Annotated in this window: 19 protein-coding genes and 1 pseudogene; 13 read left to right on the top strand and 7 right to left on the bottom strand. The window is 59.9% G+C overall.

Annotated features, from left to right (window positions below):
• Position 1: 1 nt before the first annotated feature.
• Complete coding sequence (locus PSH88_RS29285) at positions 2 to 520, bottom strand: Mpo1 family 2-hydroxy fatty acid dioxygenase (protein WP_305424240.1); 519 nt, start codon at positions 518 to 520, stop codon at positions 2 to 4.
• An 84-nt stretch (positions 521 to 604) separates the two neighbouring features.
• On the opposite strand from PSH88_RS29285, the gene PSH88_RS29280 reads away from it, so the two are divergent.
• Both PSH88_RS29280 and PSH88_RS29275 read left to right on the top strand, forming a co-directional pair.
• Positions 605 to 1,291: a Crp/Fnr family transcriptional regulator gene (locus PSH88_RS29280; protein ID WP_305424239.1), complete on the top strand. Its 687-nt coding sequence runs from the start codon at positions 605 to 607 to the stop codon at positions 1,289 to 1,291.
• Positions 1,292 to 1,366: 75 nt separating this feature from the next.
• On the top strand, positions 1,367 to 1,732 hold the full coding sequence (locus PSH88_RS29275) for a response regulator (RefSeq protein ID WP_030131593.1): 366 nt from the start codon (positions 1,367 to 1,369) through the stop codon (positions 1,730 to 1,732).
• A gap of 154 nt (positions 1,733 to 1,886) precedes the next feature.
• Here PSH88_RS29275 and PSH88_RS29270 read toward each other — a convergent pair whose 3' ends face one another.
• Positions 1,887 to 2,891 carry an AraC family transcriptional regulator gene (locus PSH88_RS29270; protein ID WP_305424238.1) on the bottom strand — a complete coding sequence of 335 codons (1,005 nt, stop codon included), beginning with the start codon at positions 2,889 to 2,891 and terminating at the stop codon, positions 1,887 to 1,889.
• Positions 2,892 to 2,991: 100 nt separating this feature from the next.
• Between PSH88_RS29270 and PSH88_RS29265 the strand changes: the two genes are divergently transcribed.
• From PSH88_RS29265 to PSH88_RS29230, 8 genes are all read left to right on the top strand, one after another.
• Positions 2,992 to 4,065: a fatty acid desaturase gene (locus PSH88_RS29265; RefSeq protein ID WP_305424237.1), complete on the top strand. Its 1,074-nt coding sequence runs from the start codon at positions 2,992 to 2,994 to the stop codon at positions 4,063 to 4,065.
• Positions 4,066 to 4,489: 424 nt separating this feature from the next.
• Positions 4,490 to 5,071, top strand: a complete 582-nt coding sequence (locus PSH88_RS29260; protein WP_305424236.1) for an alpha/beta hydrolase — start codon at positions 4,490 to 4,492, stop codon at positions 5,069 to 5,071.
• Positions 5,072 to 5,130: 59 nt separating this feature from the next.
• On the top strand, positions 5,131 to 6,063 hold the full coding sequence (locus tag PSH88_RS29255) for a sigma 54-interacting transcriptional regulator (protein WP_305424235.1): 933 nt from the start codon (positions 5,131 to 5,133) through the stop codon (positions 6,061 to 6,063).
• 192 nt (positions 6,064 to 6,255) lie between these two features.
• On the top strand, positions 6,256 to 7,038 hold the full coding sequence (locus PSH88_RS29250) for a MetQ/NlpA family ABC transporter substrate-binding protein (protein ID WP_305424234.1): 783 nt from the start codon (positions 6,256 to 6,258) through the stop codon (positions 7,036 to 7,038).
• A gap of 638 nt (positions 7,039 to 7,676) precedes the next feature.
• Positions 7,677 to 8,342 (top strand): amino acid ABC transporter permease, encoded by a 666-nt coding sequence (locus PSH88_RS29245; RefSeq protein WP_305424233.1) that lies wholly within the window; start codon positions 7,677 to 7,679, stop codon positions 8,340 to 8,342.
• Complete coding sequence (locus PSH88_RS29240) at positions 8,323 to 8,982, top strand: amino acid ABC transporter permease (RefSeq protein WP_305424232.1); 660 nt, start codon at positions 8,323 to 8,325, stop codon at positions 8,980 to 8,982. Before PSH88_RS29245 ends, PSH88_RS29240 begins: the two co-directional genes overlap by 20 nt.
• Entirely contained in the window at positions 8,979 to 9,761 is a 783-nt protein-coding gene (locus tag PSH88_RS29235; RefSeq protein WP_305424231.1) for an amino acid ABC transporter ATP-binding protein, read from the top strand. The genes PSH88_RS29240 and PSH88_RS29235 overlap by 4 nt, the downstream gene beginning before the upstream one ends.
• Positions 9,758 to 10,639: a transporter substrate-binding domain-containing protein gene (locus PSH88_RS29230; protein WP_305424230.1), complete on the top strand. Its 882-nt coding sequence runs from the start codon at positions 9,758 to 9,760 to the stop codon at positions 10,637 to 10,639. Before PSH88_RS29235 ends, PSH88_RS29230 begins: the two co-directional genes overlap by 4 nt.
• A gap of 143 nt (positions 10,640 to 10,782) precedes the next feature.
• Here the strand turns inward: PSH88_RS29230 and PSH88_RS29225 are convergent, their stop codons facing one another.
• Positions 10,783 to 11,943, bottom strand: a complete 1,161-nt coding sequence (locus tag PSH88_RS29225; protein ID WP_305424229.1) for an AAA family ATPase — start codon at positions 11,941 to 11,943, stop codon at positions 10,783 to 10,785.
• A gap of 213 nt (positions 11,944 to 12,156) precedes the next feature.
• Between PSH88_RS29225 and PSH88_RS29220 the strand changes: the two genes are divergently transcribed.
• From PSH88_RS29220 to PSH88_RS29210, 3 genes are read left to right on the top strand one after another with little or no spacing between them, the layout of a single operon-like run.
• Positions 12,157 to 13,260, top strand: coding sequence for an efflux RND transporter periplasmic adaptor subunit (locus PSH88_RS29220; RefSeq protein WP_305424228.1), 1,104 nt, complete (start codon positions 12,157 to 12,159; stop codon positions 13,258 to 13,260).
• The gene (locus tag PSH88_RS29215; RefSeq protein ID WP_305424227.1) at positions 13,257 to 14,324 is read left to right on the top strand and encodes an efflux RND transporter periplasmic adaptor subunit; all 1,068 of its coding nucleotides are present in this window, start codon (positions 13,257 to 13,259) and stop codon (positions 14,322 to 14,324) included. The genes PSH88_RS29220 and PSH88_RS29215 overlap by 4 nt, the downstream gene beginning before the upstream one ends.
• Positions 14,321 to 17,374, top strand: coding sequence for an efflux RND transporter permease subunit (locus PSH88_RS29210; protein ID WP_305483432.1), 3,054 nt, complete (start codon positions 14,321 to 14,323; stop codon positions 17,372 to 17,374). The genes PSH88_RS29215 and PSH88_RS29210 overlap by 4 nt, the downstream gene beginning before the upstream one ends.
• A 197-nt stretch (positions 17,375 to 17,571) precedes the next feature.
• Here the strand turns inward: PSH88_RS29210 and PSH88_RS29205 are convergent, their stop codons facing one another.
• The 4 genes and pseudogenes from PSH88_RS29205 to PSH88_RS29195 form a co-directional block, all read right to left on the bottom strand.
• Positions 17,572 to 18,201 carry a class I SAM-dependent methyltransferase gene (locus PSH88_RS29205; protein WP_305424226.1) on the bottom strand — a complete coding sequence of 210 codons (630 nt, stop codon included), beginning with the start codon at positions 18,199 to 18,201 and terminating at the stop codon, positions 17,572 to 17,574.
• A 163-nt stretch (positions 18,202 to 18,364) separates the two neighbouring features.
• Positions 18,365 to 18,628 (bottom strand): annotated as a pseudogene (locus PSH88_RS30660) (hypothetical protein); the annotation flags it as partial.
• A gap of 105 nt (positions 18,629 to 18,733) precedes the next feature.
• Positions 18,734 to 19,378 carry a methionine ABC transporter permease gene (locus PSH88_RS29200; RefSeq protein WP_019581723.1) on the bottom strand — a complete coding sequence of 215 codons (645 nt, stop codon included), beginning with the start codon at positions 19,376 to 19,378 and terminating at the stop codon, positions 18,734 to 18,736.
• Positions 19,368 to 20,489 carry a methionine ABC transporter ATP-binding protein gene (locus tag PSH88_RS29195; protein ID WP_305424225.1) on the bottom strand — a complete coding sequence of 374 codons (1,122 nt, stop codon included), beginning with the start codon at positions 20,487 to 20,489 and terminating at the stop codon, positions 19,368 to 19,370. The genes PSH88_RS29200 and PSH88_RS29195 overlap by 11 nt, the downstream gene beginning before the upstream one ends.
• Position 20,490 lies beyond the last annotated feature (1 nt).

Here is a 20,490-nt window from a genome sequence, read left to right as displayed (position 1 = left end):
CCTACGTTGCTGCGTTTTTCTGACGCAAACGCACACCACCCACCCGCGCCTCGATCTGCTCTTTCAGCTCATGCCGCATTCCGAGCAAAAACGCCAACTCAACCACCACAAACAACGGCCCGACAATCAACCCCGTTACATCATCGACAAACGCCGGTTTGCGTCCCTCGTAATGATGACCGACAAACTGAATCGCCCAGCCGATCACAAACATTCCAAGGCCGCTGGCCAACCAGACCAGCGTGCTTTGCTGCGCAAGCACGTGCCCCAGCCAGACTGACAAGCCCAGTAATACCGTCATCAGCACCCCCAGCCGCAGTTCCAGGCGCAGGTAAAACCACGCCGACGCCAGTGATACCAGCACTGCCGGTGACAGCCAGCCCCCGGCCCATTGCGGACGCGACAGCAGCACGGCCACCGCCACCACGATCAACGGAATACCCACGAAGTGGCTGGCGATATTGCGCGGGTCACGGTGGTAGGCGGCGTATTGACTGAGATGGTCAACGAGGCTTTTCATTGTTATTCCTCCTGTAGGGTGATGGATGATGCCCCGGGTTCATCTCTCGCTCTGTCAGCCAGGCGACAATCTCCAGGAGTTTTCATGGACATGCAGGTTTGGCGTTCGCGCCTGGATACGGGGCAGTGGTTCAGTCATGTACCTGTTCCTTTACAGGATAGTCTGCTGGCTGCGGCCCGGGTTCGGCGCCTGCCATCGGGGCAATTGCTATTCAAACGCGGTGATCCGCCGTGCGGCCTATATGCAGTGCTTGAAGGGGCGGTGCGCATTGGCGCGGTGAGCGAGCAGGGCAAGGAAGCCTTGTTGAGTCTGGTGGAACCGCCGCACTGGTTCGGCGAAATCTGCCTGTTCGATGGCCAGCCGCGAACCCATGATGCCTATGCCGTTGGCCAGTGCATCCTGTTGCACATTCCGCAAACGACGCTGCTGGCGTTACTCGACGAACACCCGGTGTACTGGCGGCAATTGGCGTTGCTGATGAGCCAAAAACTGCGCCTGACCTTCATCAGCCTCGAACAGCTCAGCCTGATGCCAGCTCCGGCGCGCCTGGCTCATCGCTTGTTGATGATCGCCGAGGGCTACGGCGAAATCGATCCGCCGCGGCGTGTCCTGCAACTGCCCCAGGAGCAACTGGCGTCGATGCTGTCGCTGTCGCGCCAGACCACCAACCAACTCCTCAAGGATTTGCAGGGGCAAGGGATTCTGAATCTCAAGTATGGCGAGATCGAGATACTGGATGCCGAGCGGTTGCGAGCGTTGGCGGTGATTTGAAAATGATCGCCACGGTATTGGTGGGCTTTATCCGCGAACGCGCCTAGCCTGTGACAACGATAATCGAGGTGTGCCATGCGTGTGTTGCTAGTGGAAGACGAACCCGAGACCGCCAGTCTCCTGGCCAAAGGCCTGAGCGAAGCGAGTTACGCGGTGGATGTGGCGCTCAATGGCATGGACGGCCGGCGCTTTATCGAATCCGGCGAATACGAACTGATCATCCTCGACGTGATGCTGCCGGGGCTCAACGGCTGGCAGTTGCTGCAGCAGATCCGCAAGCTCGGCGACACGCCGGTGCTGCTCCTCACCACCAAGGACGGCATCGAAGATCGCCTGCGTGGGCTGGAATTGCATGAGGATGATTACCTGCTAAAGCCGTTTGCCGTCAGTGAGCTGGTGAAGCGGGTGCGCAAGCTGTTGCGGCGGGATCGGGGGCGGTAGCGGTTTTAGTGTTGTTTGAGAAATTGCTATCGCGGGCAAGCCCGCTCCCACAGTGGACGTGTGTGAGTCAATGCTTTGTGAGCAACCGAAAACCTTGTGGGAGCGAGGCTTGCCCGCGAAGAGGCCGGAACATACAAAACACCTCTCGGATCTGTCACCGCAACCCATCCCGAAACTGCCCCGGCGTCATCCCGGTCCAGCGTTTGAACGCACGACTGAAGCTGCTGGTGTCGGCGAAACCCAGCAGATAACTGATTTCGCCCAATGAGCACAGCGGGTCGCGCAGATGCAGCAGCGCCAGGTTTTCCCGACTTTCGTTGAGCAGCGTATCGAACCGACAACCTTCGTCCGCCAGGTGCCGTTGCAGGCTGCGTAGACTCAAGTGCAGCGCCTCGGCGATGCGTTCAGCCGCCGGTTCGCCTTCGGGCAATTGCTCTTCAATGGCGTCGCGAACCTTGCGCTCCCAGGTCAGGGGTTTGAGTTGCGCCAAGGTGCGTTTGAGCACGGTTTCATTGTGCTCGGCCAGTTCCGGGTTGGCGTCGTCCAGATGGCTGTCGAAGTCCAGCAGAGCGAACTCCAGTCGGTCCTCATCGGCGTTGAAATACACCGGCGAGCGGAACACTTTGTGCCATTGATGCGGGTCGGCAGGTTCCGGACGCCGCAAGTACACCGCCAGGGGGGCGTAGTCCCGGCCCAGGCGATTGCGGCAGGTGCGCACGTAAATCGCCGCGAAGGCGTCGATGGCTTCGAAAGCGGGCGCGGGGTTGCCTTGGGGGATTTTCAGGCGGAAGCAGTAACGATCCTCAGCGCGGATCAACTCCAGATCCAGCGCGTTGCTGACCACTTGGTGATAACGCACGATGCGCTCGAAGACTTCCCGCAGGCTGCCGCTGGCCACCAACGCATAACCCAGCGCATGAAACGTGGTGGGGCTGACGAAACGCGACACCCGCAAGCCAATCGACGGATCGCCGCTGACCTGTACCGCGATTTGCCACAGGCGCGTGGTACCGGATAACGGGTAACGGGCGTTCGGGTCGTCCATCAACTGCGGGTCGAGCCCCGCCTGTTGGCACAGGGCTGTGCTGTCGAACCCCAGCGCGTCGAGCTGCTTGCGCAGGGCGCGGGTCCAGCTGGCGAGGGAGGTCGGTTCAGTCATGTTGATTGGCGCGTCCGGTCAACAGGTTGGCGTTCACGGCTACCGCTCTGTAAATCATCACAGGGCAGGATGCGAACATCAATAACCAGAGGATGGAAGCATGGACGGTACTTCTGCAAGTCCCCAGCGACTGAATGCAGCACAGCGATCAGCGCATATTCGCGAGGTGGTATTGGCCAAGGGCGTCGAACTGCGTCAGCGCTACCCGATTCTCAATCATCAGGACGCCTTGGGCGCGGGCATTCTGGCCTTCGCCCTGGCCGGGATGGTCGGTTCGGCAGCGCTGTACATCACCGGGTACATGGCCTGGTGGGTATGCCTGTTACTCAACGCGTTTTTCGCCTCGCTGACCCACGAGCTGGAGCATGACCTGATCCACAGCATGTATTTCCGCAAGCAGCGCGTGCCGCACAACCTGATGATGGGCCTGGTGTGGCTGGCGCGACCGAGCACCATCAACCCCTGGATCCGCCGCCATTTGCACCTCAACCACCACAAGGTGTCCGGCACCGAAGCCGACATGGAAGAGCGGGCGATCACCAACGGTGAGCCTTGGGGCATCGCGCGGCTGTTGATGGTCGGCGACAACGTGATGTCGGCGTTCATCCGCCTGCTGCGGGCCAAGACCCGGGCGCACAAGCTCAGCATCCTCAAGCGTTCTGTGAAAGTCTATGCGCCACTGGCGCTGGTGCATTGGGGGGCGTGGTACGTGTTCCTCGGTTTTCACGCTGCCAACGGCATCGCGCATCTGCTGGGGGCGCCCATCGAATGGTCCGCGACTACTTTGGCGGTGATGCAGGTAATAGACATCGCTGCCGTGGTGATCATCGGGCCGAACGTGTTACGCACGTTTTGCCTGCACTTTGTCAGTTCGAACATGCACTTCTACGGGGATGTGGAGCCGGGGAATGTGATTCAGCAGACCCAAGTGTTGAACCCGTGGTGGATGTGGCCGTTGCAGGCGTTCTGCTTCAACTTCGGCAGCAGCCACGGGATCCATCATTTTGTGGTGAAGGAGCCGTTTTACATCCGCCAGATGACCGTCCCGGTGGCGCATGAGGTGATGCGCGAGATGGGTGTGAGGTTCAATGATTTCGGGACGTTCGGGCGGGCGAACCGGTTTGTGCGAAAGGAAACGACAGAACCACAGCAGGTGCGTGCTGCTCAGGTATGAGCAACGCCTCCGGAAACTCAAGGGCGAAAACGTTCGTCATCAATTTGACCCAAAGGGACGCTACGTTGTGACGCAAGCAGCGATGGTTCGGCGGTTGTTGAGGGTGATTGATATATTCAATTTAGGTCTAATAAAGTAATTAAATATTCCTTTATTGGATGACTGATTTCGCCAATCATCGGCTTAAGGATTGTTGATCAGCGCAAACAGATTTTGAGTTTCCGGGGCCGTCTCCTTGGCAGGGTGCGGTCCCTTTTTTATTCAGGACAAACACCAAACCCTGTGGGAGCGGGCAAGCCCGCACATCAGGTGATTGGTCTGTTATTCTATATGGGTCTTAATAAATAGCTTCTTATTCCTTAACGAATATAACTCTCCTCCCTATACTCGATCAGGAACAGACACGCAGCAGGAGAGCTCCCCCATGCGCAACGAATCAATTCGCTACCTGATTGTGCCGGGCTGGCAAGGATCGCCAGAAGATCATTGGCAAAGTCACTGGCAGAACAGCCTGCCAAACAGTGCGCGGGTGGAGCAGGCCGACTGGCTGACGCCTCGTCGTGAGGACTGGGTCGCGGCACTGGCCGAGGCGATCGCCGCCGACAGCACGCCAGTGATTCTGATCGCACACAGCCTGGGCTGCATCACCGTCGCCCATTGGGCAGCCACGGCGCCGCTGCATTTTTTGCGTCAGGTGCGCGGCGCGTTGCTGGTCGCACCGGCGGATGTCGAGCGTCCGGCTTGCGCGCCAGCCCTGCGCAATTTCGCGCCGATTCCGACCCATTTGCTGCCGTTCCCCAGCCAGGTCGTCAGCTCTGACAACGACGCCGCCGTGAGCGCGCCACGTGCGCTTGAACTGGCGCGCAACTGGGGCGCCGAGGCGGGGATTTTATCGGGTGCCGGGCACATTAACGTGAAGTCCGGTCACCAGCGCTGGGAACAGGGTTTTGCATACCTCTATCGTCTGCAAAACCGCATGGAGCAACACGCCCTGCGCCGCGCTTGAACCTTTTTCCTTGATTTAGAACGCCCCCGTCTCCCGGCGGTTTTGGGCGGGAGTCTGCCATGAGTTTGCATGAAACCTTCGGTCAGCCGCTGCTGACCTTTCCTGACGCGGAAAAAAGCCCGCTGAGCATTCGCGCCAAGGCGTTGGTGTTCGTCGATCCGCGTTCCCGGCAGTTGCGCCAGGAGCTGGAACAACTGGCGCCACGTTCGATCTCGGTGTTGATCCGCGGTGAAACCGGCAGTGGTAAAGAACTGCTGGCGCGACACATCCATCGCGCCAGTAACCGCAGCGGGTTGTTTGTATCAGTCAATTGCGGGGCGATCAGCCCGACCTATGCCGACGCTGAACTGTTCGGCTACGCCGCCGGCAGCTACAGCGGTTCGGCCAGCAGTCGCGCTGGCTGGTTTGGTTCGGCCAATGGCGGCACGCTCTATCTGGACGAGATCGGGGACTTGCCGTTGCCAATCCAGATCAAGTTGCTCGCCGCCCTGGAGAACCACGAAGTCACTCGCGTCGGCGCTCAGCAGCCAAGCCCGGTGGACGTACGTCTGGTGGCCGCCACCAGCATTGATCTGGCTCAGGCGGTGGCTGCCGGGAAATTCCATGAACGGCTTTATCACTACCTCAGCGAAGGCCAACTCGAACTGCCGGCCTTGCGTGAACGGGTGGGCGATATTCTGTCGCTGGCCGAATACTTCCTCGGCATCTACAGCCAACGCCTCGACCTGCCGGTGCCATTGATCAGCGAAGCCGCGCAGCATCTGCTGGAGCAGCACAGTTGGCCGGGCAATACCCGGGAGCTGGAGAACGTCATTCACTTTGCGCTGTTGGTGAGTACCGGCGATGAGATTTTGCCGGAGCATCTGAATCTGCCCGAGGTGCCTGTGTCGTTGGTGCAGATCGAGCAGCAACTCAAAAAAATCCTCGCCAACGGTTCCTCCACCGAAAAAGAGACCTTGAAACAACTGCTCAAAGACACCGGGCTCTTGTAGGCGCGAAGCGCAATCTACGTGGGAGCGGCGGTTGCATGAACAAAATGGAATATGAAAGTGAATAAAAGATATTGTTCGGGAATAAAAAATCCCGGTATTGTCCGCGTCACGCCACCGATGGCACTTCACTGGCACTCGTACTAAACAAGCCCGTCGTCGATGACGACCGTGATTTTTCGATAAGGACACTGCATGAAAAAGGTTCTGTTGTTCACCGCATTGGCGGCTGCCCTGACTGCGGGCCTGGCCCAGGCTGGCGAGAAACTGGTGGTTGCGGCGACGCCGATTCCACATGCTGAAATTCTTGAACTGATCAAGCCAACCCTGGCCAAAGAAGGCGTGGACCTGGAGATCAAAGTCTTCACCGACTACGTTCAGCCGAACGTGCAGGTCGACCAGAAGCGTCTGGACGCCAACTACTTCCAGACCCTGCCGTACCTGAAAAACTTCAACGAAGGCAAAGGCACTAATCTGGTGACCGTGATCGGCGTGCATGTCGAACCTTTCGGCGGCTACTCGAAGAAGTACAAAAAACTGGCTGACCTGCCAAACGGCGCAACCATCGCCATCCCGAACGAAGGCAGCAACAGCGGCCGTGCCCTGATCCTGCTGCAAAAGGCAGGCTTGATCGAGTTGAAAGACCCGAAAAACGCCGTGGCCACACCGAAAGACATCGCCAAGAACCCGCACAACTTCAAATTCAAGGAGCTGGAATCGGCCATGCTGCCGCGTGTTCTGGATCAGGTCGATCTGGACATGATCAACACCAACTACGCGCTGGATGCGGGCCTGAACCCGGCTAAAGATGCGCTAGTGATTGAAGGTGCCGATTCGCCTTACGTGAACTTCCTGGTGGCTCGTCCGGACAACAAGGACAGCGTTGCCATCCAGAAACTGGCCAAGGCTTTGACCAGTCCTGAAGTGAAAGCATTCATCGCCAAGAAATACAGCGGCGCGGTACTGCCGGCGTTCTGATCGATCGCAGTCTCGAACTCCTTCCAGATTTCAACGCCGACGGCTAATACAGCGTCGGCGTGATCGTTCCCACGCTCTGCGTGGGAATGTCTCAACGGACGCTCCGCGTTCGGCTTTTGGATGGGACGCAGAGCGTCCCGGGCAGCATTCCCACGCAGAGCGTGGGAACGATCAGAAACCCAGCCAACGCTTTGGGAGTCCTTCGGCCTCCAGCGGGAGCAAGCTCCCTCGCCACCGAGGAACCTGCTCACCTCAAGATCGTTCAGGCCACGCTGGCCTTCAACGCCTTGCGCAACGCCACCAGCAATTTCACGATGTCCTGCGGATCCAGCCGCTGTGGCACGTTTACGTCAGCCATTTTTCTCTTCCTTGTGATGGTTCGGCCGGGAGTCTGGCCAAAAGCTGTACGTCCTTGGAGGGGTATTTTGAAAAAAAGATCCTTCCTACAGCGCAAAGAAAAATAGTCGTCCTCCACTGCCTCCGCAAAACCGCAGGATAGTTTTTTGCGTGATATCAATATGCTTTAACGGTATTTAAATTGTTCTTTTTATACCTTTAAAGTCGGTTCCTGCCGGGTGGTTATCCACTGCCCATGGACTGCGCCATCGTCGCTTACCGAGCGGCGTACAGGATGTTCAATGACTTTCGACTACGCTTTTATCCTCAGCACCCTGCCGGCGTTTCTCAACGCCGTGGGCGTGACGCTGCAGGTCGGCTTTATCGCCATCGGCACTTCGTTGCTGGTGGCGCTGATCAACGCGACGATTCTGGTGTTTCGCCCCCCCTACCTTCAACGCCTGGTCGGGCTGTACGTGGAGCTGGCACGCAACACGCCACTGCTGATTCAGTTGTTCTTCGTCTACTTCGCCTTGCCGGCCCTGGGTATCAAGGTCTCGGGCTTCGCAGCGGCGATCATCACCATGACTTTCCTTGGCGGTGCCTACCTCACTGAAGTGCTGCGCGCCGGCGTGGATGCGGTGCCCCAGGCGCAACTTGAGTCCGGCCGCTCCATTGGTCTGTCCCACGGGCAATTGCTGCGCTACGTGATCCTGCCGCAAGCCGGCATCCTCAGTTTGCCGTCGCTGTTTGCCAATTTCATTTTCCTGCTCAAGGAAACCACCGTGGTCTCGGCGGTGGCGGTGCCGGAGATTCTCTACACCACCAAGAGCTACATCGCGCTCTATTACAAAACCTACGAAATGCTCGCCGTGCTGACGCTGATCTGCGTGCTGCTGTTTTTGCCGCTGTCGCTGCTGCTCAGCCGTCTGGAAAGGAGGCTCCAGCATGGCCAGTTCGGGTCTTGAGTTGCTCATGGTGTCGTTGCCGCAACTGGGCAAGGGCGCTGCGCAAACCCTGTCGATCTCTTTTCTGAGCATCGCCTTCAGCACCGTCGGCGGCGTGCTCTACGGCGTGTTGTGCATGTTGAATTCAAAATGGCTCAACTCAATCTTGCGGATTTATCTGGAACTGTTCCGGGCGATCCCGGTGCTGGTCTGGCTGTATTTGCTGTTCTTCGGCCTGCCGATTTTTCTCGGGCTGAGCATTCCGAGCTTCTGGTGCGCGGTGCTGGTGTTGTCGCTGTGGGGCGCCAGCGAAGTCGGTGAAGTGGTACGCGGTGCGTTGCATTCGTTGCCGCGCGGGCAGCGTGAAGCGGGGTTGTCGATCGGTTTGGACGGTCCGCAACTCTACGGCTACGTGCTGTTGCCCCAAGCGCTGAAACGCATGACGCCGCCGACCATCAACGTCTACACGCGCATCATCAAGACCAGTTCCCTGGCGGTGTTGATCGGCGTGGTGGACGTGATCAAAGTCGGCCAACAGATCATCGAGCGCACCTACGAATCAGTGCTGATCTACGGCGCGCTGTTCCTGTTTTTCTTTTTCATCTGCTACCCGCTGTCAGCCGCCTCGCGTGTGCTGGAGCGGCGCTGGACGCAAGCATGAATGCATTGATCGAGTTCAAGGGTTTCAACAAGTTTTTCGGCGAACAGCAGGTGCTCGACGGCATTGATCTGAAGGTAAAGCCTGGCGAAGTGATCGTCATCCTCGGCCCCAGCGGCTGTGGCAAAAGCACTTTGCTGCGTTGCCTCAACGGCCTGGAAATCGCTCACAGCGGCAGCTTGAATTTTGCCGGGCGCGAGTTGCTGGACAAGGGCACCGACTGGCGCGAAGTGCGTCAGCAGATCGGCATGGTGTTCCAGAGCTACCACCTGTTCCCGCACATGAGCGTGCTCGACAACCTGTTGCTCGGCCCGCTCAAGGTGCAAAAACGCGAACGCCGTGAGGCCCGCGCTCAGGCGGAGGCTTTGCTGGAGCGTGTGGGGCTTTTGGACAAGCGCGACGCCTTCCCGCGTCAGCTCTCCGGCGGCCAGCAGCAACGCATCGCCATCGTCCGTTCGCTGTGCATGAACCCCAAGGTCATGCTCTTCGACGAAGTCACCGCCGCCCTCGATCCGGAAATGGTCAAGGAAGTGCTCGAGGTGATTCAGGGCCTGGCCCGCGAAGGCATGACGCTGCTGATCGTCACCCACGAAATGGCCTTCGCCCGCGCCGTGGCCGATCGCATTGTGTTCATGGATGCCGGGCGCATCCTTGAGCAAAACCCACCCGAGATTTTCTTTACGAACCCGCAAACCGCACGAGCGCAGCAGTTCCTGGAGAAGTTCTCCTACGTCGCCGCACTACCCAAAACGACTCAAACAAAGGAACTGGAACTGCCATGAAAACTGCCAAGTCTTCTCTGCTGTTACTCCCGCTGTTCGGCCTGGCGCTGCTGGCCGGCTGCAACAAAACCGAAGAACCGACGAAGCCGAAAGTCGCCAGCGTCAGCACCGCACCGGTCGGGTATCTGGAAAAAATCAAAGCCCGGGACAAGCTGATCGTCGGCGTCTTCACCGACAAACCGCCGTTCGGTTTTGTCGATGAGGCCGGGCGCTACGTGGGGTTCGATACCGACATCGGTCGCCAATTCGCCAAGGATCTGTTGGGCGATGAGAACAAGGTCGAGTTCGTGGCGGTGGAGCCGGCGAGCCGGATTCCGTTCCTGCAAAGCGACAAGGTCGACCTGATCCTGGCCAACATGACCGTCACTCCGGAGCGCAAGGAAGCCGTGGACTTCACCAATCCGAATCTCAAGGTTGCGGTGCAGGCACTGGTGCCGCTGGCGAGTTCAGTGAAGAGCCTCGATGACCTTGCGACCCGCACGACTATCGTGACCACGGGCACCACGGCGGATATCTGGCTGACCAAGAATCATCCGGACTGGAAACTGCTCAAGTTCGAGAAAAACTCCGAGTCTTTGCAAGCCCTGGCCAATGGTCGTGGCGACGCTTATGCGCAGGACAATCTGGTGTTGTTCAGTTGGGCCAAGCAGAACCCGGGTTACCGCGTGCTGGAGGACAAACTGGGTGCTGAAGCGCCAATTGCGCCGGCAGTGAAGAAGGGCAATATCGAACTGCGCGACTGGGTGAATGTGGAGTTGGCGAAGTTGGGTGAGGAGAAGTACCTGCTCAAGCTGTATGACCAATATGTGCGTAAAGAGCTGAGCGATGACACCAAGCCGGAGAGCGTGATTGTCGAGGGTGGGAAGTGGCAGGGGTGAGTCTCTAACCTTTGCGGCGATCTCTCGGCCGTCATCGCGGGCAAGCCCGCTCCCACAATGATCTTCAGTAGACACAAAATCTGCGTCCACACTGAACCCTGTGGGAGCGGGCTTGCCCGCGATGGAGGTTTATCAGGCACCGTCTAATCCGGCCAGTACCACGCCGGCTCATCCAGTATCCGCTGCCCGACCATCCCGGTCTGGCCGAAGTTCTTCTCCAGCACAATGCAATTGCATTCCGGGTCTTGCTGCAACGCCGAGATCAAGCGCCGCGCATGAGACACCACCCACACCTGACACTGCTCGGACGCCCGAATGATCAACCGCGCCAACGCCGGCAGCAGGTCCGGATGCAGACTGGTTTCCGGCTCGTTCAACACCATCAACGTCGGTGGGCGAGGGGTCAGCAATGCCGCGACCAGCAGCAGATAACGCAACGTCCCGTCCGACAACTCGGCGGCGGATAACGGCCGCAACAATCCTTCCTGATAAAACTCGATCGCAAACCGTCCGCCCTGCAACGGTTCGATGCTCAGCCGCGCGCCGGGAAAGGCATCGCTGATAGCCGCCTGCAATGCCTCGGGATCGCCGATTTCGATGATGGTCTGCAAGGCTGCCGCCAGGTCGCGACCGTCGTGGTGCAGCACCGGCGTGCGGGTGCCCAGTTGCGGTTGGCGCACTGGCGCGTCGGCGTCACTGCGAAAGTGATCGTAGAAGCGCCAGCGGCGGATGAACTCACGCAACTGCATGACTTCCGGCGAGGTGCGAAAACTGCCGACCTGATCGAACAGGCTGTCGAAGTTCGGCGTGTGCTGCGCCAGCACTTCCCAGCCGCGACCGACCCGAGCGCGAATCATCGGGCCGTCGCGATCCACCAGCAGGCTGGCCGGGCGATAGAACGGCCCGGACCAGATGCATTCCTTTTTGATTTCCGGGTCCAGAGAAAACGCGGAACGACTTGGCTCTGGCAGGCCTAGCGCGATCGAGTAGCTGAAATCTTCGCCGGCAAACCCCAGGCGCAAGCGTTTGGCGCCGTGTCGTACGGTCGCCTCGATCGGGACTTCGCCGTTGCGCATGCGTCGGGTGATGTTTTCGGGGCCGGCCCAGAACGTCGAGTCCAGCCCACCTTCGCGTGCCAACGCATTGACCACGCCACCCTGAGCGGTTTCCGCCAGCAGGCGCAAGGCGCGGTAGAGGTTTGATTTACCGCTGCCGTTGGGGCCGGTGATCAGGTTCAGCCGGCCAAGCGGAATCACCAATTTATTGATCGAGCGGTAATTGGCCACCGCGAGGGTTTTGAGCATGAGTTCCTCATTGATCGTTCCCACGCTCCGCGTGGGAATGCATCCCGTGACGCTCCGCGTCACAGTGGACGCAGAGCGTCCATGGCGGCGTTCCCACGCAGAGCATGGGAACGATCAATGGAGTATAAGGATCGCTCGTGCAGACGTGGAACCCTGTTCTAAGCTCACAGTCGTATCGTCACTGGCACGTTGGTACAACGCAAAGGAGTCTGCATGGCGGGTCCCGGATTGAAATTAATGGTTGGCCTGAGCCTAATCGCCTTGCTGACCGCCTGTGGCGATAAAAAGCCCGTCGAGAAGGACCGCCCGCGAGTCTTCGTGCAAGAGGTCAAGCCATCGGATTACGCCGCCGCGGTGACCCTCACCGGCGACGTCCAGGCGCGAGTTCAAACCGAATTGTCGTTCCGCGTGGGCGGCAAGATCATCCAGCGTATGGTCGATGTCGGTGACCGGGTTTCGGCCAAACAAGTGCTGGCCAGACTCGACCCGAAAGACCTGCAAACCAATGTCGACTCGGCCCAGGCCCAGGTCGTTGCCGAACAGGCCAGGGTCAAACAAACCGCCGCCGCCTTCGTTCGCCAACAAAAACTCCTGCCCAAGGGCTACACCAGCCAGAGCGAATACGACTCCGCCCAAGCCGCCTTGCGCAGCAGCCAGAGCGCGCTGACCGCTGCTCAGGCGCAGTTGGCCAACGCCCGTGATCAACTGAGCTACACCGCGTTGATTGCCGATGCGCCAGGCGTGATTACCGCGCGCCAGGCCGAAGTTGGCCAAGTGGTGCAAGCCACGGTGCCGATTTTCAGCCTGGCCCGGGATGGTGAACGTGACGCGGTGTTCAACGTTTACGAATCGCTGCTGGCCGAGCCGCCGTCGGATAGATCGATTGTGGTCAGTCTGCTCGAGAATCCGAAGATCAAGACCACGGGCACCGTTCGGGAAGTCACGCCGGCAGTGTCCGCGCAGACCGGCACGGTACAAGTCAAAGTCACCCTGGACAGTCTTCCCGAGGGCATGCAGCTCGGCTCGGTAGTGAGCGCCACCGCCAAGCCAGTCGGCAAAACCGCGGTAGAACTGCCTTGGTCGGCCCTGACCAAAAACCTCAGTGACCCGGCCGTTTGGCTGGTGGACGCCGAGGGCAAGGCGCAGTTGCATACGGTCACGGTCGGCCGTTATCTGACCGGCAAAGTCATTGTCAGCGCCGGCCTCAGCGGTGGCGAAAAAGTCGTCACCGCAGGCGGCCAATTACTGCATCCGGGCGTGAAGGTGGAGATCGTCGAAAACACCTATAAGACGCCAACGACAGGAGCCCAGCCATGAAGCGCCTGTTGCTGTTGTCCGCCGCTGCACTACTGGTCGCCTGCTCCAATGAGGAAGCGCCGCCAGAACCGGTTCGGCCGGTGTTGTCCGTGGAGGTGAAAGCGCTCAATCAAGAAGACCTCGGCCGGTTTGCCGGCAGCATTCAGGCCCGTTACGAAAGCAACGTCGGTTTCCGGGTGCCGGGGCGTATCGCCAGCCGTAACGTCGATGTCGGTGCCGAAGTGCAGAAGGGCGCCTTGCTTGCCACCCTTGATCCCACCGATCAACAGAACCAGTTGCGCTCCGCTCAAGGTGATCTGGCACGGGTGCAGGCGCAGCTCATCAACGCTCAGGCCAACGCCCGGCGTCAGCAGGAGTTGTTCAATCGCGGAGTCGGCGCCCAGGCGCAACTGGACATCGCCCAGACCGATCTTAAAACCACCCAGGCCTCCCTCGATCAAGCCAGGGCCGCAGTCGATCAGGCGAAAGATCAACTCAACTACGTCGAGCTGCGCACCGATCACAAAGCCATCGTCACCGCGTGGAACGCTGAAGCCGGGCAGGTGGTGACGGCCGGCCAGCAAGTGGTGACCCTGGCGCAGCCGGACATCAAGGAAGCGGTGATCGATTTGCCCGACACCCTGGTCGATCAATTGCCTGCCGATGTGGTGTTTCAGGTCGCCTCGCAACTGGACCCGAGTATCACCAGCACCGCCGTCGTGCGTGAAATCGAGCCCCAGGCCCAAAGTGCGACCCGTACCCGTCGCACCCGCCTGAGCCTGACCGATACACCGCCAGGCTTTCGCCTCGGCACGGCGATCAGCGTGACCCTGAGCTCCGCGATCAAGCCACGCCTCGAACTGCCGGTGAGCGCGCTGCAGGAAGTCGATGGAAAGTTGCGGATCTGGGTCGTTGATCCGCAGACGCAAACCGTTGCGCCACGGGAGGTCAGCCTGATAAGCCGGACCGATGCCACGGTGGTCCTGGCTAACGGCGTGAAGTCCGGCGAGCGGGTGGTCAGTGCTGGTGTGAACAGCCTCAAACCGGGGCAGAAAGTGAAAATCGATGAGGGCAGCCCGCAATGAAAGGGAGTTTCAACTTATCCGAATGGGCCCTCAAGCATCAGTCGTTTGTCTGGTATTTGATGTTCGTCGCGCTGCTGATGGGCGTGTTCTCGTACCTGAACCTGGGGCGCGAAGAAGACCCGTCGTTCACCATCAAAACCATGGTGATCCAGACCCGCTGGCCCGGCGCGACCCAGGAGGAAACCCTCAAGCAGGTCACTGACCGGATCGAGAAAAAACTCGAAGAACTCGACTCGCTCGATTACGTGAAAAGCTACACCCGCCCCGGCGAATCAACGGTTTTCGTTAACCTGCTCGATACCACCAGCGGCAAGGACATTCCGCAAATCTGGTACCAGGTGCGCAAGAAGATCAACGACATTCGCGGCGACTTCCCGCAGGGCTTGCAAGGGCCGGGTTTCAACGATGAGTTCGGCGACGTGTTCGGTTCGGTGTATGCCTTTACCTCCGACGGCCTGTCGATGCGCCAGTTGCGCGATTACGTGGAACAGGTGCGTGCCGAAATCCGTGAAGTCCCGGGCTTGGGCAAGGTCGAGATGATCGGCGAGCAGGATGAAGTCTTTTACCTGAACTTCTCCCCCCGCAAACTTGCCGCCCTCGGCATCGATCGACGCCAGGTGGTGCAGAGCCTGCAATCGCAGAACGCCGTGACCCCAGCCGGGGTGATCGAGGCCGGTCCGGAGCGGATTTCGGTGCGCACCTCAGGGCAATTCGTCTCTGAGAAAGACCTGGCCAACGTCAACCTGAAGCTTAACGATCGCTTCTACCGCCTGGCCGACATCGCCAACATCAGCCGTGGCTACGTCGACCCGGCCACCCCGGAGTTTCGCTTCAACGGCCAGCCGGCCATTGGCCTGGCGATCGCCATGAAGAAGGGCGGCAACATTCAGGACTTCGGCAAGGCACTGCACCTGCGCATGGACGAGCTGACGGCCGACCTGCCGGTGGGTGTTGGCGTGCACAACGTTTCCGACCAGGCTGAAGTGGTGGAAGAAGCGGTCGGCGGCTTCACCAGTGCGTTGTTTGAGGCGGTGGTGATTGTGCTGATCGTCAGCTTCATCAGTCTCGGCGTGCGCGCCGGGCTGGTGGTGGCGTGTTCGATTCCGTTGGTGCTGGCGATGGTCTTCCTCTTCATGGAATACAGCGGCATCACCATGCAGCGGATTTCCCTCGGTGCGCTGATCATCGCCCTCGGCCTGCTGGTGGACGACGCGATGATCACGGTGGAGATGATGGTTACGCGCCTGGAAATGGGCGAAACCAAAGAGCAAGCGGCGACCTTCGCCTACACCTCGACGGCGTTCCCGATGCTCACCGGCACGCTAGTCACCGTGGCCGGTTTCGTGCCGATCGGCTTGAACGCAAGCTCCGCCGGTGAGTACACCTTCACGCTGTTCGCGGTGATCGCGGTGGCCATGCTGGTGTCGTGGATCGTCGCCGTACTGTTCGCCCCGGTGCTCGGTGTGCATATCCTGAGCGCCAATGTGAAACCTCACGACGAAGAGCCAGGGCGCATCGGTCGGGCGTTCAATGGCGGGTTGCTCTGGGCGATGCGCAATCGCTGGTGGGCCATCGGCATCACCGTGGCGCTGTTTGTGCTCTCGGTGTTTTCCATGCAGTTCGTGCAGAGCCAGTTCTTCCCGTCCTCGGACCGCCCGGAAATTCTCGTCGACCTGAACCTGCCGCAAAACGCTTCGATCGCCGAAACCCGCATGGTCGTGGATAAGCTCGAAGCGACGCTCAAGGGCGACCCGGACATCGTGCGCTGGAGCACCTACATCGGTGAAGGGGCGATCCGTTTCTACCTGCCCCTCGACCAGCAATTGCAGAACCCGTACTACGCGCAACTGGTGATCGTCAGCAAAGGCCTGGAGTCACGCACGGCCCTGACGGCACGTCTGCAAAAGCGCCTGCGTGAAGAGTTCGTCGGTGTCGGCAGTTACGTCCAGGCCCTGGAAATGGGCCCGCCGGTGGGGCGGCCGATTCAGTACCGGGTCAGCGGCAAAGACATCGATCAGGTGCGCAAACACGCTATTGCTTTGGCCACCGAACTGGATAAGAACTCGCACATCGGCGAGATCATTTACGACTGGAACGAGCCGGGCAAAGTGCTGCGCATCGACATCGCCCAGGACAAGGCGCGGCAACTGGGGCTGTCGTCGGAAGACGTGGCGAACCTGATGAACAGCATCGTTGTCGGCTCGCCGGTGACGCAGGTCGATGACGATATCTACCTGATCAATGTGGTCGGTCGCGCCGAAGATGCCGAGCGCGGCAGCCCGGAAACGCTGCAAAACCTGCAGATCGTCACCCCCGGCGGCACCTCGATTCCGCTGTTGGCATTTGCCACGGTGCGTTATGAACTCGAACAGCCGCTGGTGTGGCGTCGCGATCGTAAACCGACCATCACCATCAAGGCTGCCGTGCGCGACGAGATTCAGCCGACCGATCTGGTGCAACAGCTGCAACCGGACATCGACAAATTCGCCGCCAGTTTGCCGGTCGGCTACAAAGTCGCCACTGGCGGTACGGTGGAGGAAAGCGGCAAGGCCCAGGGGCCGATTGCCAAAGTCGTGCCGTTGATGCTGTTTTTGATGGCGACCTTCCTGATGATCCAGTTGCACAGCGTGCAGAAGCTGTTCCTGGTGGCCAGCGTCGCGCCGCTCGGGCTGATCGGTGTGGTGCTGGCGCTGATCCCGACCGGCACGCCGATGGGCTTCGTGGCGATCCTCGGGATTCTGGCGCTGATTGGCATCATCATCCGCAACTCGGTGATTCTGGTGACCCAGATCGACTCTTTCGAGAAGAGTGGTTATACGCCGTGGGACGCGGTGGTGCAGGCCACGGAACATCGGCGCCGACCGATTTTGTTGACGGCGGCGGCAGCGAGCCTGGGGATGATCCCGATTGCCCGGGAAGTGTTCTGGGGGCCGATGGCCTACGCGATGATTGGCGGGATCATCATCGCGACGTTGCTGACGCTGCTGTTTTTGCCGGCGCTGTACGTGGCTTGGTACAAGGTTCGTGAGCCGAAGAAAGAGGTGCAGTAAGGCGAGCGCTGCGCGCTCATCGCGGGCGAGCCCGCTCCCACAGTGATCGAGTCGTTCGGGCAAACTCGGTCCCTGTGGGAGAGTAAGGGCGAACGCTTGCGTCATCGCGAGCAGGCTCGCTCCCACATTGGATCGCGTTCGCCTGGACAACTCGGTTCCTGTGGGAGTGGGCTTGCCCGCGATGGCGTCCTGTCAGACTACACCGGCTTACGCCAAACACTCGCCAACCAAGGCTGCTGCTCCCGGGGCAGCCCCGCCGGCCGGTAGTAATGCTCCAGCTCCACAAAACCCGCCTCAGTCAGCAACTCCTGCCACGCCTGAAGATCGTAATACGCGCCATAACGCGGCCCGTTCCAGCCTTCCTGATTCTCCCCTCGCGGATTGGAACTGAACAACACCCCACCCGGCTTCAACGCCTCGCGCAGTTGCTTCAATACTCGCGGTAACTCCTGACTCGGGATGTGGAACAGCACCGCATTGGCAAAAATCCCGTCAAACCGCTCGGCCGGCAAATCGAGTTTCAGAAAATCCTGCTGCCAGACTTCGCAACCACTGTCTTCGCGCGCCATCTGCGCAAGCTTTTCCGAACCGTCGAGGCCGACTGCGATGTGGCCTAGGCGCGTGAAGGTTTTCAGGTCACGGCCAGGGCCGCAGCCAAAGTCGAGAAGGGTGAACGGCGCCTCACCCTGAATATGTCGCAGCAGGGCATCGATGTTCTGGCTGACATCGTGATCGCGAGTACCTTCACGGAAGTCTTCAGCCACCGCGTTGTAATGGCCCAACGTGGTGGAGGTGATCTGCTCCAGATCGGCGGGAGTCTGTTTCATGGTTGGCTGCGCAGGCAATGGGGATGTGTCGAATATACGCCATGAAGCCGGGGGCTGCTGCGCAGCCATTCGCGGGTTGTTGGGTGGCGGCTGTACGCAGGTTAGTAGGCCGGTCAATAGGAAAACCGGTGCGCCCGAGGGTGCCCAGCGTACAGCCACCAAAATGCCAGACAGAAAACACCAATGCCCGATCGGCGCCCTTGAGTTGATCACCACACTGATACGCCGTGACCGAGGCGCAGCGCAACAGATCCGCCACATAGAGCTGGGCATCTTCGAAGCTCACGTCAAAGGGATCTGGCCTGCTGGCACTCTGATTTACCTGTGCGAAAAATTCCCTTCTGGAGTGGGTCATTAACTGTGGCAGCGGTGCTTTTGTGGCGAGGGAGCTTGCTCCCGCTGGGCTGCGAAGCAGCCCCAAAGCCATTCCATGAGGTGGGTCAGATAAACCGGGGGGGCAGGTTTTGCGATTGCTGCGCAATCGAGCGGGAGCAAGCTCCCTCGCCACAAAAGCCTGCGACCTCCACCATGCTTAGCGCTTGTTGAGGCCCCGAGCCAACCGATCCCCACCCAACTGAATCACCGCCACCAACACCACCAGCAACACAATCACCGTCAACATGATCTGGCTGTCAAAGCGCTGATACCCATACCGATAAGCAATGTCGCCCAACCCACCAGCGCCAATCGCCCCGGCCATGGCCGAGGAGTTGATCATGGTCACCAAGGTAATGGTGAAGCCACCGACAATCCCCGGCAGCGCTTCGGGCAGCAGCACATGCCAGACGATATGCCAGCGTCGGCAGCCCATCGCCTGCGCCGCTTCGATCAACCCATGGTCGACCTCGCGCAAACTGACCTCGGCAATGCGTGCGAAGAACGGCGTGGCCGCAATGGTCAGCGGCACCACGGCAGCCCAAACACCATAAGTAGTGCCAACGATCAGCCGCGTGAACGGAATCAACGCCACCATCAAAATCAAAAACGGAATCGAGCGAAACAGATTCACGAACGCGCCCAATGCGCGGTTCAGCGCCGGTGCTTCGTAGATCCCGCCCTTGGTGCTGGTGACCAGAATCACCGCCAGCGGAATGCCCGCCAACAACGCAATCAGCGACGACACACCCACCATCAAAAAGGTGTCGATAAAACCCTGAAGCAACCGATCAAACCACATAACCCAGCACCTCCACCTGTTGCGCCCAGTGGCCGGCGCGCTGACGCAATTCCTCGGTGCCGAGGGACGAACCGGTCACAGCCAGCAGCAATTGCCCGAGCGCATGCCCCTGAATCCGTTCCACGCCCCCTTGCAGCAAGCGCACGCGGCCACCGAGGGCGCTGAACAGCGCCGCCAGGTCTGGCTCGTCGCTCGCGCTGCCGGTGAATTGCAAACGCAGCACCACAGCGGCATCCGAAGACTGCGGTTGTGGACGCAAGCGGCTTTGCAGCTCTTGCGGCAGACCGTGTTGCAGCGGTGCGAGCAAGGTCTTGCTGACCTCATGTTGCGGGTTGCCAAAGACTTCCCAGACCGGCCCTTGCTCGACGATTCGCCCGTGCTCCAACACCACCACCCGATCACAGATATCGCGGATCACCGCCATCTCGTGAGTGATCAGCACGATGGTCAAATCCAGCCGTTGATTGATCTCGCGCAACAGGCCGAGGATCGATTGCGTGGTCTCCGGATCAAGGGCCGAGGTCGCCTCGTCGCACAGCAGAATTTCCGGGTCATGCACCAGGGCGCGGGCGATGCCGACGCGTTGTTTCTGCCCGCCGGAAAGCTGCGCCGGATATGCCTTTTGCTTGCCTTGCAGGCCGACCAGTTCCAGCAGTTCACGGACCTTCTGTTCACGCTTTTGCTTCGGGATACCCGCGACTTTCAGCGGCAATTCGACGTTCTGCCAAACCGTCTTGGCCGACATCAGATTGAAGTGCTGGAAGATCATGCCGATCCTCCGTCGCAGCGCCACCAGGCGGTCTTCACCGAACTCGCCGATGTCGACCTGATCGATCAGCACCCGCCCGCTGCTCGGTTGTTCGAGGCGGTTGATAGTGCGGATCAGCGACGACTTGCCGGCGCCGCTGCGGCCGATGATGCCGAACACTTCGCCGTGCTGGATCGCCAGGTCGATGCCGTGCAAGGCCGCCACCGGACCTTGCTGGCCGTTGTAGGTTTTGCCCAGGCCGATGAAACGCAGGTGGGCGCGATTGAGGTCTGGGTGCAGTTCGGTTTGTGTGGCGTTATGTGGCTCCGGAAGTTCCAGTCGCCGTTGGATAGCGGCCGTCATA

Origin of the sequence: Pseudomonas wuhanensis, assembly GCF_030687395.1 — a bacterium.
Lineage (GTDB): Bacteria > Pseudomonadota > Gammaproteobacteria > Pseudomonadales > Pseudomonadaceae > Aquipseudomonas > Aquipseudomonas wuhanensis.
This window is presented reverse-complemented; position numbering and strand designations above follow the sequence as displayed.